15 protein-coding genes, 1 tRNA gene and 1 pseudogene are annotated in these 20,277 nt (G+C 58.2%); 9 read left to right on the forward strand and 8 right to left on the reverse strand.

Features of this window, described 5'->3' with window-relative positions:
* Window positions 1-75 precede the first annotated feature (75 nt).
* The 5 genes from RYA97_RS08570 to RYA97_RS08590 form a co-directional block, all read right to left on the reverse strand.
* Window positions 76-870, reverse strand: coding sequence for a carbon-nitrogen hydrolase family protein (locus RYA97_RS08570; RefSeq protein WP_005744030.1), 795 nt, complete (start codon window positions 868-870; stop codon window positions 76-78).
* Between the two features lie 15 nt (window positions 871-885).
* Window positions 886-2,565, reverse strand: coding sequence for a flavin monoamine oxidase family protein (locus RYA97_RS08575; protein ID WP_005744029.1), 1,680 nt, complete (start codon window positions 2,563-2,565; stop codon window positions 886-888).
* A gap of 151 nt (window positions 2,566-2,716) precedes the next feature.
* Window positions 2,717-3,178, reverse strand: a complete 462-nt coding sequence (locus RYA97_RS08580) for an Lrp/AsnC family transcriptional regulator (protein ID WP_005744028.1) — start codon at window positions 3,176-3,178, stop codon at window positions 2,717-2,719.
* A 10-nt stretch (window positions 3,179-3,188) separates the two neighbouring features.
* Window positions 3,189-4,256 (reverse strand): FUSC family protein, encoded by a 1,068-nt coding sequence (locus RYA97_RS08585; protein WP_004654731.1) that lies wholly within the window; start codon window positions 4,254-4,256, stop codon window positions 3,189-3,191.
* Between the two features lie 390 nt (window positions 4,257-4,646).
* On the reverse strand, window positions 4,647-5,777 hold the full coding sequence (locus RYA97_RS08590) for a Fic family protein (protein WP_057404992.1): 1,131 nt from the start codon (window positions 5,775-5,777) through the stop codon (window positions 4,647-4,649).
* A 279-nt stretch (window positions 5,778-6,056) separates the two neighbouring features.
* On the opposite strand from RYA97_RS08590, the gene RYA97_RS08595 reads away from it, so the two are divergent.
* From RYA97_RS08595 to RYA97_RS08630, 8 genes and pseudogenes are all read left to right on the forward strand, one after another.
* A complete protein-coding gene (locus tag RYA97_RS08595) occupies window positions 6,057-7,352 on the forward strand; it encodes a M20 family metallopeptidase (protein ID WP_316892107.1) in 1,296 nt (431 codons plus the stop codon).
* Between the two features lie 117 nt (window positions 7,353-7,469).
* Window positions 7,470-7,973, forward strand: coding sequence for a GNAT family N-acetyltransferase (locus RYA97_RS08600; RefSeq protein WP_057403184.1), 504 nt, complete (start codon window positions 7,470-7,472; stop codon window positions 7,971-7,973).
* Window positions 7,974-8,300: 327 nt separating this feature from the next.
* Complete coding sequence (locus RYA97_RS08605) at window positions 8,301-12,341, forward strand: Pls/PosA family non-ribosomal peptide synthetase (protein ID WP_316892109.1); 4,041 nt, start codon at window positions 8,301-8,303, stop codon at window positions 12,339-12,341.
* Window positions 12,338-12,982, forward strand: coding sequence for a 4'-phosphopantetheinyl transferase family protein (locus RYA97_RS08610; RefSeq protein ID WP_316892111.1), 645 nt, complete (start codon window positions 12,338-12,340; stop codon window positions 12,980-12,982). The genes RYA97_RS08605 and RYA97_RS08610 overlap by 4 nt, the downstream gene beginning before the upstream one ends.
* A gap of 107 nt (window positions 12,983-13,089) precedes the next feature.
* Entirely contained in the window at window positions 13,090-13,341 is a 252-nt protein-coding gene (locus RYA97_RS08615; RefSeq protein WP_004660081.1) for a helix-turn-helix transcriptional regulator, read from the forward strand.
* 15 nt (window positions 13,342-13,356) lie between these two features.
* Window positions 13,357-13,812 (forward strand): annotated as a pseudogene (locus RYA97_RS08620) (HipA domain-containing protein); the annotation flags it as partial.
* A gap of 129 nt (window positions 13,813-13,941) precedes the next feature.
* Entirely contained in the window at window positions 13,942-14,778 is an 837-nt protein-coding gene (locus RYA97_RS08625; protein WP_016982681.1) for an AraC family transcriptional regulator, read from the forward strand.
* Between the two features lie 49 nt (window positions 14,779-14,827).
* On the forward strand, window positions 14,828-15,403 hold the full coding sequence (locus tag RYA97_RS08630) for a LysE family translocator (RefSeq protein ID WP_316892116.1): 576 nt from the start codon (window positions 14,828-14,830) through the stop codon (window positions 15,401-15,403).
* A gap of 168 nt (window positions 15,404-15,571) precedes the next feature.
* Here the strand turns inward: RYA97_RS08630 and RYA97_RS08635 are convergent, their stop codons facing one another.
* Window positions 15,572-16,387 (reverse strand): formate/nitrite transporter family protein, encoded by an 816-nt coding sequence (locus RYA97_RS08635; RefSeq protein ID WP_005744017.1) that lies wholly within the window; start codon window positions 16,385-16,387, stop codon window positions 15,572-15,574.
* A gap of 443 nt (window positions 16,388-16,830) precedes the next feature.
* Between RYA97_RS08635 and msrA the strand changes: the two genes are divergently transcribed.
* Window positions 16,831-17,337 (forward strand): peptide-methionine (S)-S-oxide reductase MsrA, encoded by a 507-nt coding sequence (gene msrA / locus RYA97_RS08640; protein ID WP_316892118.1) that lies wholly within the window; start codon window positions 16,831-16,833, stop codon window positions 17,335-17,337.
* 107 nt (window positions 17,338-17,444) lie between these two features.
* Here the strand turns inward: msrA and RYA97_RS08645 are convergent.
* Together RYA97_RS08645 and RYA97_RS08650 are read right to left on the reverse strand one after the other, a co-directional pair.
* Window positions 17,445-17,521, reverse strand: a tRNA-Ile gene (locus tag RYA97_RS08645).
* Between the two features lie 15 nt (window positions 17,522-17,536).
* The gene (locus RYA97_RS08650; RefSeq protein ID WP_410478504.1) at window positions 17,537-20,014 is read right to left on the reverse strand and encodes an EAL domain-containing protein; all 2,478 of its coding nucleotides are present in this window, start codon (window positions 20,012-20,014) and stop codon (window positions 17,537-17,539) included.
* Window positions 20,015-20,277: the final 263 nt, after the last annotated feature.

A 20,277-nucleotide genomic window follows, 5' to 3' on the forward strand; every position in this document is an offset into this window, starting at 1 on the left:
ATGCCGACGCGGAGCGTCGCGCGATAGTCGAGATCGTCATTCCAGTGTAGGAGCGCCGAGCGTGACGCCTCGGGATCAAGTCAGCGACGTATACAGCCCCGGTCGACGATCGACGAAATAGTCGTTCACCGTCCTGGCCTGGGCCAGCAATGCCTTTTCCAGCGTCCCCACCAGCAAGCCTTCGTCCTGACCTGCCAGCAGTGGGCGGCTGCCGTCCGGTGCGCAGAGGCTGCTTAGCCCGCAGTAACGAATCGCGCCTTCGCTGCCGCAATAGTTGGCGTACACCACGTAGCAGTGGTTCTCGAACGCTCGCGCCCGTACGGTCACTTCACAGACAAAGTCGTAAGGCAGCATGTTCGCGGTCGGCACCAGAATCAGTTCGGCCCCTGCCAGCGCAAGCCGACGGGTGTTTTCAGGAAACTCCACGTCGTAGCAAATCAGCATGCCCAGACGCCAGCCGTTCAATTCGACCACCGGGTAATGATCCTCGCCTGCTGCGAACATCGACCTGTCCAGCTCACTGAACAGATGGGTCTTGCGGTAGTTGCACAGACGTGTGCCCCCGCTGTCGATCAACTGCACGGCGTTGTATACCTGTTGATCAGGCCCGCGCTCCGGATAGCCGTACAGAATCGCAATGCCGCTGGCTTGCGCGATGGCGGCAATGCGCGACGCTGCCGGACCATCCTGCGCTTGCGCCAGTTCACTGACCGCCTGTGCACCGATGTTGTAGCCAGTCAGGAACATCTCCGGGCAGATCAGCAGCTGTGCCCCTTGCTCTGCGGCAGCCTGGGACTGTTTTTCCAGGCGCGTCAGGTTGCCGCTTATATCCAGCGGCAACGGCGAGCATTGATACAGTGCAATGCGCATGGGGGTTTCCTTCTGTCAGTCGCCCAGTGCAATCGGGCCGATTTCATGAAACACGTCACCGGGGCCTGGGTTCTCGGCGTGAGTCTTGCCACCGAAGTGGTTCATGATGCCCCACACGGCGTTGAGCGATGTCTGCACTGCGCCTTCAACCCAGGCCGGTGTCCAGGATACATCGTCACCGGCGATGAACATGCCGCGCTGTTCGCTGGGCATGTCCTGCTGCATGAAGTGCGCGTACATGCGCTGGTTATAGCGGTAATGGCCCGGCAGCGCACCTTTGAAGGCACCCAGGAAGTGCGGGTCGGCCTCCCACGAAACGGTGATCGGGTCGCCGATGATGCGCGCCGCGATGTCCACTTTCGGATAGATCTTCTTCAGCGCATCAAGCGCCAGCTTCACACGCTTCTCGATAGGCTGCGGCAGCATCTTCAGCGCATCGCTCATCCACGAGTAAGACAGGCAGATCACGCCCGGCTTGTCGTCGCCGTTATCGAACAGGTAAGTGCCACGGGTCAGGCGGTCGGTGAGGGTCATGCTCATCAGATCGCGACCGGTTTCCGGGTCCTTGTCCTTCCAGAACGGACGGTCGACCATCACGAAAGTCTTCGAGGATTGCATGTAGCGCGTGCGGTCCAGGGCCATCCACATTTTTTGTGAGAACAACGATTCTTCGCACTCGATCTGCGTGGTCAGCAGCCAGCTCTGGCAGGTGGTCAGCACGGCGGCGTATTGCCGGGTGTCGCCCCAGTTGTCAGTCACGGAAAAGCTTCCGTCCTCGGCGCGAGCAATGCGTTTTACGCCAGGACGCGGTGCGCCGCGGTGCAGCGAAGACAGGCTGGTGCCCTTGGGCCAGTGTGCGCAACGCTCGGGCACATGGCTCCACAAACCGACCGGCACCTGCTGCACGCCGCCCACGATCAGGTGCTGGTGCTCATCGCAATTGGTCATCACCACGCGGAAGATTTCCAGCATCGAGTTGGGGAAGTCCGAGTCCCAGCCGCCCGTGCCGAAGCCTACCTGACCAAACACCTCGCGATGATAGAAAGACAGTTTGGCGAAGGCCTTGGACGTCGCGACGAAATCATAGAAGGTGCGGTCATCCCACAGCGGCACCAGCTTGTTCCACAGCTCTTTGAGGCGCGGCACATCACGGTCACGGATGGCCTGCTGGATGTCACCGAACTGCGAGCCGCTTTCCAGTGCGTCGGCCCAGGCGTCGGCCACTTCCTGAAACAGCGCCGGCAGATCCGAGAGCATTTGTGCGTAATAGGTGGTGCCTTCCAGGTCGATGACGGTGCTGCCTGAAGCGGCGGTCAGCGGGTTGGGAAAGGGCTTGGACTCAAGGCCAAGTTTGTCGACGTAATGAAAGAATGCGGTCGATGACACCGGAAAACGCATGCCGCCCAGTTCGGCAACGATGCCTTTGGCACCTTCAAACTCTTGCGAACGCAACCGCCCACCCATCTTGGAGGCTTCGTACACCACTGGTTTGAGGCCCATCTTCATCAGCTCGTAGGCCGCCACCAGCCCGGCGATACCAGCACCGATAATCGCCACTTCCGCGCCATGATTTTCAGCCGGGATACTGCCCAGACCTTTCGGGTGTTCGATCCAGTCATCGAAGGCGAAGGGGAAGTCGGGGCCGAACATGGTGATCGGCTTTTTGCCGTTGGCGGGGTGACGGTTGTTCTTCATGACGGACCTTGATGGGCAACGGCGAAAAACAACAGTCTAGAGAAGCGCGGGCACGTAAATAAGACGCAAAGTGTCGTCGATATGCTGTTTGTTTGTGCTAAATGACGAACCTGCCGGCCATTTTGCATGGTTGCGTCTGACTACTGCTTGCTCATACCGGTTGCCCACGGTCGATCTTGCTGCTGAGAATGATCGATGTGGTGGTTTTTTCCACGCCATCCACGCTGCCGATCAGGTCCAGTAACTGGTCCAGTTGCTCCGGAGAATCCGTACGCAGCCACGCGACGTAATCGAACTCGCCACTGACCGCACATAACTGCTGCACCTGCGCCATGGCGCTGAGTCGGCGTAGCACTTCCTTGCCCGAACGAGGTTGCACGGTGATGCCGACATACGCCTGCAATCCGCCACTGACCACTCGCTGGCCAAGGCGCACGCCATAGCCGGTAATCACCTTGCTGCTTTCCAGACGTGCCAGCCGGGAGGTGACGGTGGTACGGGCGATGCCCAGTTGACGGGCGAGCATGGCGACGCTTTCGCGTGCATTGATTTGCAGCGCTGCGATCAACTGTCGATCAATTTCGTCCAGCACGGGCGGGTGGGTATCGGGCACGGGTATTTCCTTAAAACTTCCAGCGTTTAGCGGTCTTGGCCAGGCGTGCCTGGAGCCCGTCCAGGTTCTGTGCCAGTTGCTGAGTCATCAAGTGATAGCCCATCAACTCGGCTGGAATGACCGGCTGCGCGGGAGCGCTTTCCGATGTGCGCACCAGACGCTCGGTTGCGCCGGTTTGCAGCGCGCGAGCCATGCCGATCAACTGACGACGTATCTGCCGGTAATCGTTATCCAGTGAAGTTTTAAACGACTCGCCCGCCACTTTATCCAGATCGGCAGGGCGAATATTGGCGAGAATCTCCAGGGTGCTCAGGCACATGCGGAAATGGCCTTGAATGGCGTCCAGCTCGACCATGGACATCTTCACTTCCTTGGAAACCGACGGCAGCAGCGAGCGCAATTGCAGCATCGTGGCGTTGAGCCTGGCGGTCAGCTTGAGGTGCTCGTCAGCGGTGACCGGCTGGCCTTGCACGATGCGTCCATAGACCTTTGCGCAGTCACGCAAGCCACTGGCCAGGTTGTAGCGCCAGGAAAACACGGCATACAGTGGCAGGGCGAAGGAGAAGGCCAGCGCCAGCGCGATACCGATCAAAATATCTACGGTGCGCCACAACCCGTCACTGATCGGGTTGTAGCCATGACCGGCCACGATAAACAGCGTTATCGCCGACAGCAGCGCGGTGTAACCGCCTTTGCCGATAGCGTGATAAGCAAAAAAACCGCACATAACCGACATCATCGCGTAGGTCAGCAACGGCATTTCCAGATAGCCCTGCTGGACCACCACGATCAGGCCAAGACCAGCTCCGATCAACGTTCCGTAGGCGCGCTCGACTGACTTTTTGCCGATATTGCCGTGGTGCTGCAAACCGCCGATGACGATCAGCATCGTCACCGACGCCCACTCGCCATGAGGCAGATTGAGGCCCGTGGTCAACAGAATCGTTACCAGCAAGCCCACCGCAATCCGCGCCGCGTGGATCAGCCGCGCATGCCGATAACGGCGATACGGGTCCAGCAGCGGACGCAGAACAGGGCGAAGCCAGGAGGGTATGAAAGCAGAGCGCGAATTCGTCATGCGTTAAGAGACCGCGAGGGTAGGGAAGAGATTCCCTGATTGGATGATGGCAGGTCTCAGTAAGCCACATTTTGAGAGGAGATGGGTGGTGTATGTTGGCGATCAGTGAACATGACATCGTGGATTCAAGCGGTAGGAATGACGATCTGAATTCAGTAAGGATGAAATCCAGCACTTTTTAAGATGCCTTTATATGAGGCTTTATGGTCATTAATGTGTACTTTCATGATCTATTATCTACAGGTTCAAGCCTGCAAGCTTGCTACTTTGTGATTCCTTGAACCCCCGCGCCTGCTCGCTGGTAACCTGTGTGCAGAGTTGGACGCTACGGTCGATGCTACCAGTGCCGCGCGCTTGAAGGGCCAGTAGCCCCCTCAGATTCTGCAGCCCTTATGGCAAGGGCCGATTGATCTGGTAGCGAGTGCTGCGGCCGCCGCCGGGCAGACGAGTCAGGCAGTTTCTGCCAAGCAGATCACTTAAATGCCGGGTCGCCGTGGCCTTGGAGACTTTCGCTACCGCTTGATACTGCGCGGCGCTCAGACCTTCTTCAAAGCCCCGCTCGCCGCCATCAAGCAGTCGATTCAACACCTTGACCTGCTCGGCGGACAAGCCGTCACCATTGTGCAACTGCCAGAATCGCGTCTTGGCCAACACCCGTTCGATACGAACCAGGGCATGCTCAATGCTGTTCAGCAATGTGCGCAAAAACCATTCCAGCCACTCGGTGATATCGGTTGTACGTTTCTGGCTGGTTTCCAGAACATGGTAATACCCGGCGCGGTCATCGAGGATGCTGGCAGACATGGAAAACAGCCGAATGGCTTGTTGATCGCCCTGAGTCAGCGTCAGGTCAGTCAGCGCCCGCGTCAGGCGACCATTACCGTCGTCAAATGGATGCAGCGTCACAAACCAGAAATGTGCGATGCCGGCACGCACGAATGGATCTAGCCCCGGATCATTTTGACTGGCGGCAAACCAGTCGAGGAAGTCGTCCAGTTGTTGCGCAAGCACCGCGCGCGGTGGTGCTTCGAAATGCACGACCGGTCTATCAAGTCTCCCGGAGACCACCTGCATGGGCTCGTCGCTACGCAACTGGCCTGCCAGGATGCGAGCGGATACAAAGCTGTCTTCTGCCGGGAACAGCCAGCGATGCCAGGTGTACAGGCGTTGCAGGTCAAGCGGTTGATCGTGCCTGCGTGTGGCGTCCAGCATCAGCTCTGCCAACCCCTCGCTGCGGGGGTTTTGTTTACCGTTATTGGCAATACCCAGACGACGCGCCAACGAAGACCTGACAGAGCCCACATTCAGTCGCTCGCCTTCGATGGCAGACGAGGTAACAATATTCTGCAACAGGGTGTCCACGCCCTCGCGCATTTCGGCATCGCCACTCACTACGCCGCTCATTCCCAGCAGGCGACCCTGAGCTTTAGCGCACGCTCGTATCAAGGGCGCGATGCGTTCATCGCTCCAGTTGAAGTGGGGCCAGTCCGGCTGCTGCCAGATCCAGAGATGTTCGGACATTGGATATGCCTTTGAGGTGAGCCGAATACGGGTTTAATCGGCTCATAAGGTGAGCCGATTGTGCTGGCTATTCGGCTCATCGTCCAGACGTTGTTTCGGGCCGAAAAAATTCAACTACCGTTCGTCCGCCTTCATAGTGGTTCACTTGCTGGCGCAATGGAACCGTATCAGCCTTCCCGACACTTAGGACGGCACAGCATCGCTCCTTGTGGGCAATCTGATGAGATCCCGGGCGCAATGCCCCGGTCATCACTAATGGCCAAGCGGAGTTTATCTTCCATGAAAAAAAGTATTTCCCTGCTCACGACTTTGTTTTTCTGCCATGGCGCATTGGCAGGAACGATGCTCGATGAACAGAGCATTACTTCTTACGTCGACAGTCACAGTGCCGAGCAGGTCGCGTTGCTTGAAAAACTGGTGAACATCAACAGCGGCACGGACAACGTGGACGGTGTCGTCAAGGTCGGTGATCTGATGAAGGCAGAGTTGGAAGCGCTGGGCTTCGATACCCGTTGGCACGAGCTGCCCGCAGGGATGAACCATGCCGGTAGCCTTGTCGCGGTGCATGACGGTAACAAGTCTGCGAAACGAATTCTGCTGATAGGCCATCTGGACACGGTGTTTCCGGCCACCAGCAAGTTTCAGGAGTATTCATTGATCTATGGCGGCAAAAAAGCCAAAGGCCCTGGGGTGATCGACGATAAGGGCGGCTTGGTCACCATTCTTTACGCCTTGCAGGCGCTGAAACACAGCGGCGCATTGCAGGACATGAATATCTCTGTGGTCCTGGTTGGTGACGAAGAGCTGGCGGCCAAGCCGACTGAAATTTCCAGAGAATGGCTGATTGCCGAAGCCAAAAGAAGTGACATAGCACTGGGCTTTGAATTCGCCTTGTCGCCCAATCAGTTAATCACCGAGCGCAGAGGATTGAGCGAATGGTTTTTGACCAGTACCGGCATAGACAAACACTCAGCGACTATTTTTCAGCCTGAAACCGGTTTCGGTGCGGTGTACGAGTCGGCCCGGGTGCTTGATGAAATTCGCTCCAAACTCTCCGGTGAGCAAGGCTTGACCATCAACCCTGGGCTCATTCTGGGCGGTGCCACAGCCCAGGAAGATGTACCAAGCGGGCAAGGCACTGCCTCGGGGAGAAAAACCACAATCGCCAGAATAGCGTCCGTGCACGGCGACTTGCGGTTCAGCAGTGAAGAACAGCGAAGCTCTGCCGAAGCCCGCCTGCAGGAAATAGCCAGTCACTCGCTGCCACAGACCCATAGCGAGTTGAAGATCAAGGCAATCATGCCGGTCATGGTTGATCGCGAAAGTAATCGCAAACTTCTGCAAGCCTACAGCAAGGTCAGCCAGGACCTTGATGGACCTGCACTGGAATCGGCTCCGTCAGCGGAAAGAGGCGGTGCCGATATTTCCTATGTGAACAAATATGTAACGGCGAGCCTGGACGGGCTTGGCGCGTGGGGGCAGGGTGCCCACAGCGAGAATGAAACCATCGATCTGAGTTCGCTGCCCGTGGTGACCAAACGCGCCGCGCTGTTCATCAGCCGCTATGGCAAATAGCTGCTCTTCAGCCGGGCGCTTAGCCCTGCCTGGCTGAAGAGCACAAGGCCGACGGCAGCACCTGATGCGTGTTGCTGTCCTCACCTGCAGTGTTGACCAGCCAAGGAGAAAAGCCAGATGGAATTTGATCTGCGGTTGTCGCATGACAACGATCTGGAGCAGTTGCAGCGTCTCTCTGTGCGGGCTCGCCAGCGGTATACGATCATTCCCTCTTTGGCTCATGTCGCCGAAAGCCCACCGCTGGGCGCAGACAGATTCGAAGCCTGCCGGGTCATGGTTGCTGTAGACAGGCATAGCGATGAAGTCATCGGTTTCGTAGCCATGCGCCTACTGGATGATTACTTATACCTGGACAATATCTCGGTCGAACCTCTTGCTTCAGGCAAGGGCGTTGGAAAAAGCCTGCTGTCGTCTGTAGTGGCATACGCGCATTTGCGTCGGGCTGATGCGGTAAGCCTGACAACATTTCGCGAACCACCCTGGAATGGCCCATGGTTTCGTCAGCATGGGTTCTGTCCGATGCCGACGGATTGTATTGGCGATGGGTTAAGGCGCGTCATGAAGCGTCAGTCGCAGACTTTCGATCCTGCGACGCGTGAGACCCTGTGGCGTCTGCTTTAACCCATGCCAAGTCATGGATGCAATCCACTTTAGCGAACTGCGCTTTCCTCATCGAGCTGCAAGGTCGATACATAAATGCCTTGTTGGCTATCCGCCACCTTCGTTTTGTTGTTCAAGATTCGTACAGCCAGTCTTTGCCATATTCGCTTTGCCAGCCTGTTCTTTCAATGCGGTGAGAGCTGCAGCGCTCCAGCCAAAATGTATCAAAACAGAAATATTGCGGACACCTTGTCACCACAAAATGCACGCCACTCGCTGATGGACCGGCTCTGACCCCATAACCAGAAATCTCAGGCATCTCCTTCAGACGAGCGAATATTTGCTGCCATGAATAACCTGAACCTGCTGCAGACCTGCCAGAACGAACAATCGGCGGACGTGATTTACGGTCCGATTCAACCTGAACTGCTACGCGAGGAAGTGCTGGCCGATCTGCTGGAAGCCAGCGCCCGGCGTAATCCGCAGCAAGTGGCACTGATCTTCGGCGAGCACCGGATCAGTTATGGGGAGCTGGACCGGCAGGCTGATCAGGTGGCTTCTGCGCTGATCAAGGCTGGCGTAAGGCCTGGGCATATCGTTGGTCTGTGGTTGCCGCGAAGCATTGAGCTTCTGGTGATGCAGGCCGGTATCGCCAAGGCGGGTGCCGCCTGGTTGCCTCTGGATCAGGACACGCCGGTAGAGCGTCTGCAGATATGCCTGGACGATGCCAGCGCCGTGGGGCTGGTGTCCTGCAACGCGCTGAGCCCGTTGCTGGCTGGTAGCGGTCTGAACGTATGGATGGCCGAAGCGCTGCTGACACCGACCGACGCAGCGTTGGTGCGCCGCAGTGGTGTGCTTCCCGATCATCCTGCGTACGTGATCTACACCTCCGGTTCCACCGGCAAGCCCAAGGGCATCCTGATTTCCCAGCGCAGCATCTGCCATTTCCTGCGCAGCGAAAACGCGGTACTCGGTATTCGCGCCAGCGACCGGGTCTACCAGGGCTTTTCCGTGGCATTCGACATGTCGCTCGAGGAAATCTGGATTGCCTATCTGGTGGGCGCAACGTTGTGGATAGGCCCAAAGGAAACCAGCGGAGACCCCGAAACCCTGCCACGTCTGCTGAACGAGCAGCGCATCAGCGTTTTGCACGCGGTGCCTACCTTGCTGGCGCTGTTCAGCGAAGACGTCCCCTGCCTGCGGGTGATCAATCTGGGCGGCGAGATGTGCCCTGAGTCGCTGGTCGACCGCTGGGCCACGCCGAACCGGCAAATGTTCAACACCTATGGGCCCACCGAAGCCACTGTATCGGCGAGTCTGGCGCGGTTGTCGCGTGGTCGCCCGGTCTCGATTGGTACGCCGCTCCCCAATTATGGTCTGTTGGTAATCGCCAATGACCCAGCGGTCGGCAGCAGCCTGGCACCCAGCCTGCTGCCCCGTGGCGAAGTCGGCGAACTGTGCATCATCGGCCCCGGTCTGGCTGAAGGTTATCTGGGCAGACCGGATCTGACCCAGGAAAAATTCCTGCCTAACCCGTGGTCCACCGGCTATCACGATGCGCGCCTGTACCGCACCGGCGACCTCGCGCGGATCGACGATGAAGGGCAAGTACAATGCCTGGGACGTGCCGATGATCAGGTGAAAATTCGTGGCTTTCGCGTCGAACTGGGCGAGATTGAAGCACTGTTGGCGCAACAACCCGGTGTAGGTACTGTCGCGGTCCTGTTGCGCAACGAGGGTGGCGTTGATCAGCTGATTGCTTATCTGGTTTGCGACACATCGACGGATTCCACATTCACCAGCCAGCTGCGCAAGGCCTTGCAGGCCCGGTTACCGTCGTACATGGTGCCGGGGCATTTCGAGTTGCTCGACAGCATGCCGCGCCTCACGTCAGGAAAAATCGACCGCAAAACACTCAAGGCCCGCCCGTTGACGGTTGATGCCGCGGGTGCTGACGCAGAGTCCGACGTGGCTGAAACTGAAGGCGAAATCGCACTGTTTGCTGCGTTGGCCACACTCTTTCCAGGCATGCCGATCCGCCGCGATGCGGACTTTTTCACCGATCTGGGCGGGCATTCCTTCTTTGCCGCTCGTTTGGCCTCGGCCTTGCGTGCGAACCCTCGCTTTGCACAAATCACCGTGCGCGACATTTACCAGCAACGCCGTATCGGCGCGATTGCCGAAGTGCTGGATCAAGCGCCACAAGAGATGGCTGCCCCGGTTGACTGGACGCCTCCGTCCGCGTGGCGTCGCTGGCGCTGCGGCGTGGCTCAGGCCCTGGCATTGCCGGTAATGGTCAGCCTGCGAATGACCCAGTGGCTCGCGCCTTTCTTTACCTACCACTTGCTTACCGGTTCGCCTGACGACTCTGTGGCTTTGGCGACGCTGGCTTCTATCTCGGTGTTTCTGATTGCCACCGTTCTGCAGTTTTTCATCGCGTGGGCGGCCAAGTGGCTGATCGTTGGTCGCCTGAAGCCTGGAATATACCCATTGTGGGGCGTCACTTACTTTCGCTGGTGGGCCGCCGACCGTATGGTCGAGTCGGCACCGACTTACCTGTTGAGTGGTTCTTCGCTTTATCCCCTGTGGCTGCGCGCCCTGGGAGCAAAGATCGGTGAGGAAGTGATTATCGGCGGGGCCACGGTGCGGGCCCACGACCTGCTGGAGATCGGTGACGGGGTCAGCGTCGGCAACGGCGTGAGCTTCGAGAACGCACGCGTCGAGCGGGGTCAGCTGCATCTGGGACGTATCGCGTTGCAGGACAATGCCTGTGTCGGTTCCTACGTGATCATGGAGGGCAATACTGCTATCGGTCCATGGGGGCATCTTGAGGCGCAATCGGCCATGGCCGACGGCCGGGAGGTTCCGGCGGGGCGTATCTGGCAGGGCTCACCTGCGCGTGATGTCGGCGCGTTCGACACGCTCGGCCAACCTGCGCGGCCTGTGACCAGCCCTGCGCGTTTGCGGGCAGAAAAACTGTTCTTCGTGTTCGGCGTTCTGCTGGTCGCGACGCTGTTCTTCATCCCGGTCTTCCCGACCTTTTTCCTGATCGACTGGTTCGACACGCAGAACGTCTTGCCATGGTTCGAGGGCAGCGGACCATTGGGACAACTGGCGCGCTATTTCCTGCTCGCGTTCCCGGCCAGTGCGGTGCTGATTGTCGCGACTGTTCTGGCCTCTGCCGCATTGCGCTGGATCGTCTTTCCACGTCTCAAGCCGGGTCGCTACGCGGTACACAGCAACACTTATTGCGCCAAGTGGCTGATCAGCCAGATTCAAGAGGCCAGCCTCAACGTGCTGTCCGGCATCTACGCCACGGTGTATTCGCCCTTCTGGTATCGACTGCTGGGCGCGAAAGTGGGGCGCGACGCCGAGATTTCCAGCGCACAGGGCGTCATCCCGGACATGCTGACCCTGGGCGATGAAACCTTTATCGCCGATGCGGTGATGCTCGGTGATGAGCGTATCGACGGCGGCTGGATGATCATGCAGCCCACGGTCGTGTCGCATCGCAGCTTTGTCGGCAACGGCGGATACATCGCGGACGGCACGGTACTGCCGGAAAACGTCCTGATCGGCGTCCACTCCTGTGCACCGCATAACAGCAAAATGGCTGATGGCGATACCTGGCTGGGCTCACCACCAATCCACCTGCCAGCCCGCGAGCAGGTAAGCGGTGCTCCGGAATCTCTGACCTTCAAGCCCTCGCCATTGCGTCGTCTGGCCCGAGGTCTGGTCGAAGGCGTGCGCATTGTCACCCCGCACGCGGTGGTGATTGCGGTTGGCTACACCGTGATGCTTGATCTGATGCCACTCGCCGACCAAGAGCGCTGGGGTGCCGTGCTGGCTTACCTTGCCGTCATCGGCATGGCATACAGCGTGGGTAATTTTCTGCTGATCGCGGCCCTGAAATGGCTGGTGATGGGCCGCTATCGCAAACGCGCAGACCCTATGTGGACGCCATTCGTATGGCTCTCGGAAGGCATCACCAGCCTTTATGAAGGCATGGCCGCACCAAACTTCATGCGCTACCTGCGCGGTACTCCGTGGTTGCCGCTGGCCTTCAACCTGCTCGGCTGCAAGATTGGCCGAGGGGTTTACATGGACACAACCGACATCACCGAATTCGACTGCGTCAGCATCGGTGCAGATAGTGAGCTGAATGCCGGTGCCTGCCCGCAAACACACCTGTTTGAAGACCGGGTCATGAAGATTGATCACGTCATCATCGGCGAACGCGTGTACATGGGCCCACGCAGCGCCGTGCTGTACAGCGCCGTAGTCGGCAACGATGCGCACCTTGGCCCACTGACCCTGGTGATGAAAGGCGAACACATCCCCGCGTGCAGTCGCTGGGCCGGCTGCCCGGCGGCACCTGACAAAGCATGAGGCCCGGAGCGAGCTGGACATTTGATGAAAATGGCCAGCTTGCCCCTCCCAAGTCTTTCCCGCACCACGGTGTATTGCTGGTCAGTTGCGTCACCAGGCCTGGCTCTGCAAGAGATGACGCGAGAAACCGCATTCGGACCTGCACGCGTAAAGCCGTGGGGCAGTGGCTCGAATTGCCATCGGACGCGATCACGTTCATCAGCACTCCAGGTGTTGCGCCGCGATTAATGATCGACGGCCTGCCGGAGCCCGGTTTTTCCATCAGCCACGAAGCTGGATTCTCTCTGGCTGCGGTCAATCTCAACGGAGCGGTGGGTGTGGACTTGATGCAGGTCCAGCCTGTACCGGACTGGCAGGTTATTGCGCGGGATTATCTCGGGCCAGATGTAGGTGCGCGACTGCGGGATGTTTCCGAGACGATGCGCCCGGTCGCGTTTGCCAGGGCCTGGTGTGAGCGAGAAGCGTTTTTGAAACTGCATGGGCGTGAGTTGGGGGAATGGATAGAGGTGAGACAGTTGGAGGGCGTGGGCATAGAGGTTGAATTGGGGACGAACATGGTTGGGGTAGTGGCTTTGAAATGGCCTCGATGTGTAGCTCTGAGCCGTCAGGTCTCATCTGACTCTGTAATAGCATTTCAATAAATCCGCTAGCCGGTGCCGCGACTCAAAGCCCCGTTCACACATCAGTTTGATTTATTCAAAGGTTAGGTATACGTTACATTTAATCTAATTTGTTATGTATACGGAACATGGACTATTCCCTCATCACAACGCGTCTTGGCGAGCAGATTCGGCAGCGCCGCCTCAATCGAGGGCTTACGCAAGCCAGGCTCGCCGCGATGGCAGCCGTCACCCGGCAAAAGATAATCGCCGTAGAAAAAGGTGACCTCTCAGTAGGTATGACGGCCTATGCGCGCGTGCTCGGGGCGCTGGATTGTGAGCTCTCGGTCATACCCGCTGTCATGCCTACACTGGATGAAATTGAGGGAGTATTCGACTGATGATGACCACGCTGCAAGAGCTACTCCGCTATCGCCAAAGCAATCCGCCTGTTCTGTGCCCCCGACCAGGTACAGGACTCATTGGCCCAGCTATTCGCCATCGTGACCCTGAGCTGTATTGTCGGCAACGGCGACGCCCACCTGAAAAACTTCGGTCTGCCGTATTCCGACCCTACCCAACGAGATGCACGGCTCGCTCCAGCTTACGACATCGTCAACACCACGGCTTACATCCCCGAGGACGTGTTGGCACTGGATCTACTCGGCAACAAGTCGCTATTTGCCTCGCGGCAGGGCCTACTGGATTTCGCCCAGATCTGTGATGTGACACGTCCAGAGGAGGTGATTTCCGGGCAACTTCAGGCACTGGAGCAAGTACTGGCGCGTTCGGTTGAGCTGAACGAGCGGGCGCCGGAGGTCATCGCTGCGGTCAGACGATGTGCTGAGCCGTTTATGAGAACCTTTGGGTAGCAAGCCGTTGGGCTTCGTGTCGCGACCTTTGGCAACTGCAATTCCAACAGACAGATGAATGCACGAATGTTCTAGACTCACCTTCTGACGTCAGCGATAACCAATCGCTTTCATCGATTCAGGTGTTTTATGCCTTCCACACACTGGATAGACCTCGCTCGCGACCTCGATACAGGCATCGAGACGCTGCACGCGCACTTTCAGGGGCATGCCTATGATCCCCATTGGCATGACAGCTATCTGGTGGGCGTTACCCGTCAAGGTGTGCAGCAATTCAATTGCCGCCGTCAGCGCCATGCCAGCACGCCCGGGCAGGTGTTCACACTGGAACCGGGAGAAATCCATGATGGCAATGCTCCGTGCGCCGAAGGGTTCACCTATCAGATGCTGTACCTGGACCCGCATTGGCTGAGCCGGGAGCTCAGCGGGTTGTTCGAACAGGCTCCCGACCAGCATTTGCCTTCTTTCGCCAACACCCTGCAAACCGAATCACGGCTGGCTCACGCGGTCACGTTCGCTTTCACGGCGCTGCATCAAAAAGAACTACGCATCGTTCGTCAAAGCGCGTTGGATGAATTACTGGCGCAGCTCATTGATCGGGTGCAATGGCGACGCATGACCGATCCCGATCCGCGCTTGCCGCAGGTGGCCTTGCGGGCGAGGGATTATCTGCACGCGCATCTGCATCAGGACGTGGGCATGAACGAGTTGGCAGCTGTTTGTGGCGTTGACCGCTTTCGCCTGACGCGGGCGTTCAAGGCGGCCTTCGGCCTGCCGCCTCATGCATATCTGGTACAGCTGCGCCTGGCCAAGGCCCGTCGAATGCTGGCAGCCGGAATCTGGCCCGCTCAGGTGGCCAGCGATCTGGGTTTTGCTGACCAAAGCCATCTGGGCCGCTGGTTCATGCGCGCCTACGGACTGAGCCCGGCGGCCTATCGCTTGCGCTGCTCAAACCTTCCAGACTGATCCTGTGGTATGTCGCAGCATGGGCTTTTTCAGCCCTGGATTGCCGATTATGCTGCCTTTCATTCTGTTCGCCTTCGTCGCCTCGATTACCCCCGGCCCCACCAACATCCTGGTATTAAGCAACAGTGCCCGCTTCGGCTGGCGCGCCGTCGTACCGTTGATTCTGGGAGCCTGCACCGGCGCTGCACTGTTGGTGTTGCTCGTCGGCATGGGTGTCGGCCACTCATTGCTCGCGATCCCCAATGCTCAGCGCGTCATGGCATGGGTCGGCGTGCTGTGGCTAACCTGGCTGGCCTGGAAAATAGGTACCGGCCCGACCGACTCAATCGAGCGGCAAAACAGTCTGCCGATGGGCTTTATCGGTGGCGCAGCACTGCAATTAGTAAATCCCAAGACCTGGGTCATGGCGCTGGCGGTAGTCAGTGTATTCAGCCAGCGCAGCCCGGTGTCTTACCTGGCGCTGGTGTTTTTTCTGATTTCCTTGCCCTGCCTCGGCAGCTGGGCGCTGATGGGCGCAGGCTCGTCCCGCTGGCTCACATCGCCTCGGCGAGTGCAGTGGATGAATCGAGTGCTGGCGGTTTTATTGCTGCTGGCGGCGTGGATCGGTTTTATGGACAGTGTCTGAGCGCGTGCGGCCTGGATTGGCGGTGGGTACGCGAGGAGTCGGCTTCATTCAAAGGCTCTTGTCGAGCCAACTCGACTATTTGCTTGTGAGGTGAGTTTTGCTCTTCAACTTGCTGGTTTGCTCTGCGGTCGTCATCTCTTTTCACCGCAGAGCCTGTATGGCGTCAGATTATTCCGGTGCTTGCGCGCCGCTGGTCCTGGACAGCTCAGCAGGTCGGGCTGCCGCATTGAAGAAGGCCAGGTGATAGGCCAGGCCGACGAACACCGCGCCGCCCACCGCGTTACCCAAAAATACCGGGACGAAATTGTCGCCGAACTGCGCCCAGCTCAAGGCGCCGGCAAAGATCGCTGCAGGAATGACGAACATGTTGGCGACGATGTGCTGAAAGCCGATCGCGACGAATGCCATCACCGGAAACCACATGCCGACCACTTTACCGATCACGTCCTTGCTTGCGTAGCTGAGCCACACCGCCAGGCACACCAGCCAATTGCAGCCAATACCCGAGATGAATGCCTGTTCGAAGCTGGCCCCCACCTTGGCATTGGCGATGGCCACAGTCTTGGCCATGAATGGGCCTTCAGTCAGCCCCACCACATGGCCGAAACAATAAGCGACGAACAGCGCGCCGATAAGGTTGGCCAGCGTCACCAGTACCCAGTTGCGCACCAATTGACCCAGACCGATACGCCCGGCGAACAGCGCCATGGGCAGGCTCATCATGTTGCCGGTCAGCAACTCGCCACCGGCCAGCACCACCAGAATCAGCCCGACCGGAAACACCACAGCGCCAAGCAGATTGCCCAGCGACGCCCACTCGTGAGGGATCATGGTGCTGACATGAATATCGAGAAGAAACCCGAGGGCAATGAAAGCCCCTGCCAGAAAGCCCAGGATCATCAACGACGACAGGCCCAAGTGGGCTTTCTTGACGCCGCTTTCGACGGCAATTTCAGCGATTTGCTGCGGGGTGTTCAGAGACATGGTGGGCTCGTGCGTGGTCGTGGGCTGAGCGTGGGGAGCAGAAGCTCAAGCGGTGCGCGCATCTGTCGCACGGGGAAACAACGTTACGGAATGTTTCGAAGGATGGCTAATCGGATGTTTTGATCGGGTGATTGAGAGGGTCGATGACTGGGGAGGATGCTGTGGGGGGAGTGGGCTTATAGTTGTTTGGTTGGCAGGTTTGTAGTGGGTCAACTAAACCCGATCACTGAGTTGTCAGCGACCGAGCCATCTTGGAAACGCTGACTCAAGCGCTCAAGCCAGCGGATTCTGAAGCAACTGTAGGCAACGGAGCAAGGCGCCAAGGTTTCGGTAGGACGTGTACTCGTTCCGCAACACGATCCGGTTTTTTACTTTATCCGGCTTGGTATTGGCCGACATCACCCCATAACTATCCCTGTCTCCATGAACCGCTAGGACAGACCATGACCAACTCAACCGAAACCGCCATCCTTGCCGGCGGCTGCTTCTGGGGCATGCAAGATTTGTTGCGACGCTACCCCGGCGTGCTGCATACGCGAGTCGGCTACACCGGTGGTGACGTACCGAACGCCACCTACCGCAACCATGGCAACCATGCCGAAGCGATTGAGATCGTGTTTGACCCGGCGGTGATCAGCTACCGGCAGATTCTTGAGTTCTTTTTCCAGATCCATGACCCGAGCACGCCTAACCGGCAGGGCAATGATCTTGGGCCAAGCTATCGTTCGGCGATTTACTACCTGAGCGAACAGCAAAGGGATATTGCCAAAGATACTGCGGCTGACGTGGACGCCTCCAAGTTATGGCCGGGGCGTGTTGTTACGCAAATCGAGCCCGCCAGGGAGTTCTGGGAGGCGGAGCCGGAGCATCAGGATTATCTGGAGCGGATACCGAACGGTTATACCTGCCACTTCATCCGGCCGAACTGGAAGTTGCCCAAGCGGGCTTGAACCTGAATTGCACCGGGAAAGGCTGGGATAGGGGAGAGCGCAAAAGCTGACCTGTATCTGAGAGAACCCAGAAACAAAAAAGCCGCGCAATGCGCGGCTTTCAAAGGTGGTGGGCCCACACGGACTCGAACCGTGGACCAAAGGATTATGAGTCCTCTGCTCTAACCAACTGAGCTATGGGCCCTCAGTAGGCCGCGGATTATAACGGCGGTTTCGCGGCTGTGCTATCCGAAACGTCCGAAAGATTCATAAGAAGAAATCTCTCGCTGAATTCTTCGGGTTGAAGGGGGAGGCTGATGATGTAGCCCTGGATCTGTTCACAGCCCTCGCGGGTCAGGAATTGCTGCTGTTCGCTGTTCTCTACGCCTTCGGCAATCACAGTCAGTTGCATGCTGCGCCCAAGGGCGATGATGGCGCGGACGATGGCGGCGTCGTGGGTGTCTTCGGGTAGGCCGCGAACGAAGGACTGGTCGATTTTGAGGATGTCCAGCGGCAGGCGTTTGAGGTAGCTCAGGGAGGAATAGCCGGTGCCGAAGTCGTCGATGGCCAGCTGCACGCCAAGTTTCTTCAGTTTGTGCAGCACTGCCAGCGCTTCCTGGGTCTGGCTCATGATGAAGTTTTCGGTGATTTCCAGTTGCAGGCAGCCTGGCTCCAGGCCGTTGTCGGCCAGTAGTTGTTCGATGTGTTCGACAAGGTTCGTCTGGCGCAGTTGAGCGCCTGCAAGGTTGACTGACACTGGGCCGAACGGCTGACAGGTTTTGCGCCATTTGCCCATCTGTTGGCAGGCCTGCTCCAGCACCCATTCGCCGATTTGCAGGATCATGCCGTTTTCTTCGGCCAGCGGTATGAAGTGTTCGGGTGGCACGTCGCCGAAGGTAGGGTGGTTCCAGCGGATCAGCGCTTCTGCGCCTATCAGCGTGTGGGTCAGAAGGCTGATTTTGGGCTGGTAGGCCAGGGACAGCTGATTGCGGTCTAGCGCTCTTCTCAATTCCTGTTCAAGGGCAATACGTTCGCTGGCCTGTGTGGTCAGGTCGCAGGTGTAGCTTTCGACCCGGTTGCGGCCCTTGGCCTTGGAGCGGTACATGGCAGCGTCGGCGTTTTTGACCAGCGTTGCTACGTCGGTGCCGTCAGTCGGGAAAACACAGCTGCCAATGCTCGGGCTGATGTAGAGCTCATGTTCGCCAGCTTCAAAAGGCGTGTTGAAGCAGGCCAGTAGTTTGTTGGCAATGGCTTGTGCGTCGCTGGGCTGCAGCAGGCCAGGTAACAGAACGATGAACTCGTCACCGCCAAGGCGCGCGACCGTGTCGACATCGCGCAGGGTCTCCTTGAGCCGGTGTGCGATGCCCTTGAGCAGCAGATCGCCGACCGGATGGCCCAGGCTGTCGTTGATGTGTTTGAAGCGGTCCAGATCGAGGAACAGCACTGCGCCAAGGCTGCCGGATTCTTCGCTGTGCAGTAATGCCGATTGAAGGCGACTCTCGAACAGGGTTCGGTTGGGCAGGCCGGTGAGCGGGTCGTGGTGGGCCTGGTAGTCGAGGCGCGCCTGGGCGTGTTTGAGGCTGGAGATGTCAGCGAAGACGGCGACGAAATGGGTAGTGAGGTTGGCTTTGTTGCGCACTGCATTGATCGTCAGCCAGCTTGGGTAGAGCTCGCCGTTCTTGCGTCGGTTGCTGATCTCGCCCTGCCAGTGGCCATCGGCTGCAAGTTGATGCCACATTGAGGCATAGAACGCGCTGTCATGCTGGCCTGAGGCGAGCAGGCGAGGTGTCTGGCCGATGGCTTCGCTCTCGCTGTAACCGGTGATCTCAGTGAAGGCACGGTTTACTGCATTGATGCGCTGGTTGGTGTCGGTAATGAGCACGCCCTCGGCTGTGCTCTCGAACACCGTTGCAGCCAAGTGCAGTTTTTCCTGCATTTGTCTGCTTTCGGTTATATCCCGTGCAATCGTCAGCAGGCAGTCGTCGCCTGCGATGACGATCGGGTGCGAGGACAGTTCGCACAGTTTGATACTGCCATCAACATTACGAAGCCGGGCCCTGAAGTCTCGGACGGAGCCGTGCCGCTTCAGTTGCTCAATGAGCCTGGAGCGGTCGCCCAGATCCACCCAGACACCCAGGTCGAATGTCGAGTGCTCAAGGCAGTACGCTTCGCTATACCCCGTGATGCGGCAGAAACCTTCGTTCACCTCTAAAAGCATTCCGTCCTGTTGGCGGGTGATAGCCAGCCCGTCAGGCGAGGCATGAAACGCCTTGGCGAATTTTTCTTCGGAAAGTTGAAGTTGCTGCTGGGCCTGCTTGCGCTGGGTGATATCACGCACTATCACCAGTACGGCTGGCGTCGAGCTCTGGTCGAAAGGCTGGGCGGACATGAGCCCGGAAAAGGTTTCGCCGTTCTTGCGCCGAAAGGGTATCTCCAGGTTATGAATGTTGCCTGTCTGCAGTTGCTGCAAAACTTTTGGGCCTATACCTGGCACTGCCCACAAATCCAGTTGGGTGGGCGTTTTCCCAATCACTTCGTCAAGGGTGAGGCCGGTCCGTTCAACAAACGCCGCGTTGGCATCCATGATATGCCCGTCGGCAAGGCTTGCGATAATCATGGCGTCCGGGCACTGAGCGAAGACCGAGGCGAATTTTCCCTCGGACAGGCACGACGCTTCCCGGTCATTGGTGTCGATTATTACTTCACGCATATGCGGCTTACGTCCGTGTCTGACTATCGCTGATATTGTTGTGGCGTGAATTTGTAACAATCACTGGCCAAGACTCGACTGGCAAGCGCTTGTGTCCTGTGTGATACATAGTTGTAGGTCAATTCGCCATGGCCTGCAATTAGACCGACGTCTGACCTCTGTTTGATTTGATCAATTGACGAGTGGACCTGCAAATCCGGATTTCTTTTTCCCGGAAACGCAAAACCCCCGGCAGGCCGGGGGTTTCGTTG

Origin of the sequence: Pseudomonas syringae group sp. 26L6 (assembly GCF_032587815.1) — a bacterium.
In the GTDB taxonomy this organism is placed as follows: domain Bacteria; phylum Pseudomonadota; class Gammaproteobacteria; order Pseudomonadales; family Pseudomonadaceae; genus Aquipseudomonas; species Aquipseudomonas amygdali.

Bases quoted from the DNA above. Each gene is read 5' to 3' on its own strand.
- RYA97_RS08570 (WP_005744030.1), bottom strand. From the start codon at position 870: ATGCGCATTGCACTGTATCAATGCTCGCCGTTGCCGCTGGATATAAGC.
- RYA97_RS08575 (WP_005744029.1), bottom strand. From the start codon at position 2,565: ATGAAGAACAACCGTCACCCCGCCAACGGCAAAAAGCCGATCACCATG.
- RYA97_RS08585 (WP_004654731.1), bottom strand. From the start codon at position 4,256: ATGACGAATTCGCGCTCTGCTTTCATACCCTCCTGGCTTCGCCCTGTT.
- RYA97_RS08590 (WP_057404992.1), bottom strand. From the start codon at position 5,777: ATGTCCGAACATCTCTGGATCTGGCAGCAGCCGGACTGGCCCCACTTC.
- RYA97_RS08595 (WP_316892107.1), top strand. From the start codon at position 6,057: ATGAAAAAAAGTATTTCCCTGCTCACGACTTTGTTTTTCTGCCATGGC.
- RYA97_RS08600 (WP_057403184.1), top strand. From the start codon at position 7,470: ATGGAATTTGATCTGCGGTTGTCGCATGACAACGATCTGGAGCAGTTG.
- RYA97_RS08605 (WP_316892109.1), top strand. From the start codon at position 8,301: ATGAATAACCTGAACCTGCTGCAGACCTGCCAGAACGAACAATCGGCG.
- RYA97_RS08610 (WP_316892111.1), top strand. From the start codon at position 12,338: ATGAGGCCCGGAGCGAGCTGGACATTTGATGAAAATGGCCAGCTTGCC.
- RYA97_RS08615 (WP_004660081.1), top strand. From the start codon at position 13,090: ATGGACTATTCCCTCATCACAACGCGTCTTGGCGAGCAGATTCGGCAG.
- RYA97_RS08625 (WP_016982681.1), top strand. From the start codon at position 13,942: ATGCCTTCCACACACTGGATAGACCTCGCTCGCGACCTCGATACAGGC.
- RYA97_RS08630 (WP_316892116.1), top strand. From the start codon at position 14,828: ATGCTGCCTTTCATTCTGTTCGCCTTCGTCGCCTCGATTACCCCCGGC.
- RYA97_RS08635 (WP_005744017.1), bottom strand. From the start codon at position 16,387: ATGTCTCTGAACACCCCGCAGCAAATCGCTGAAATTGCCGTCGAAAGC.
- msrA (WP_316892118.1), top strand. From the start codon at position 16,831: ATGACCAACTCAACCGAAACCGCCATCCTTGCCGGCGGCTGCTTCTGG.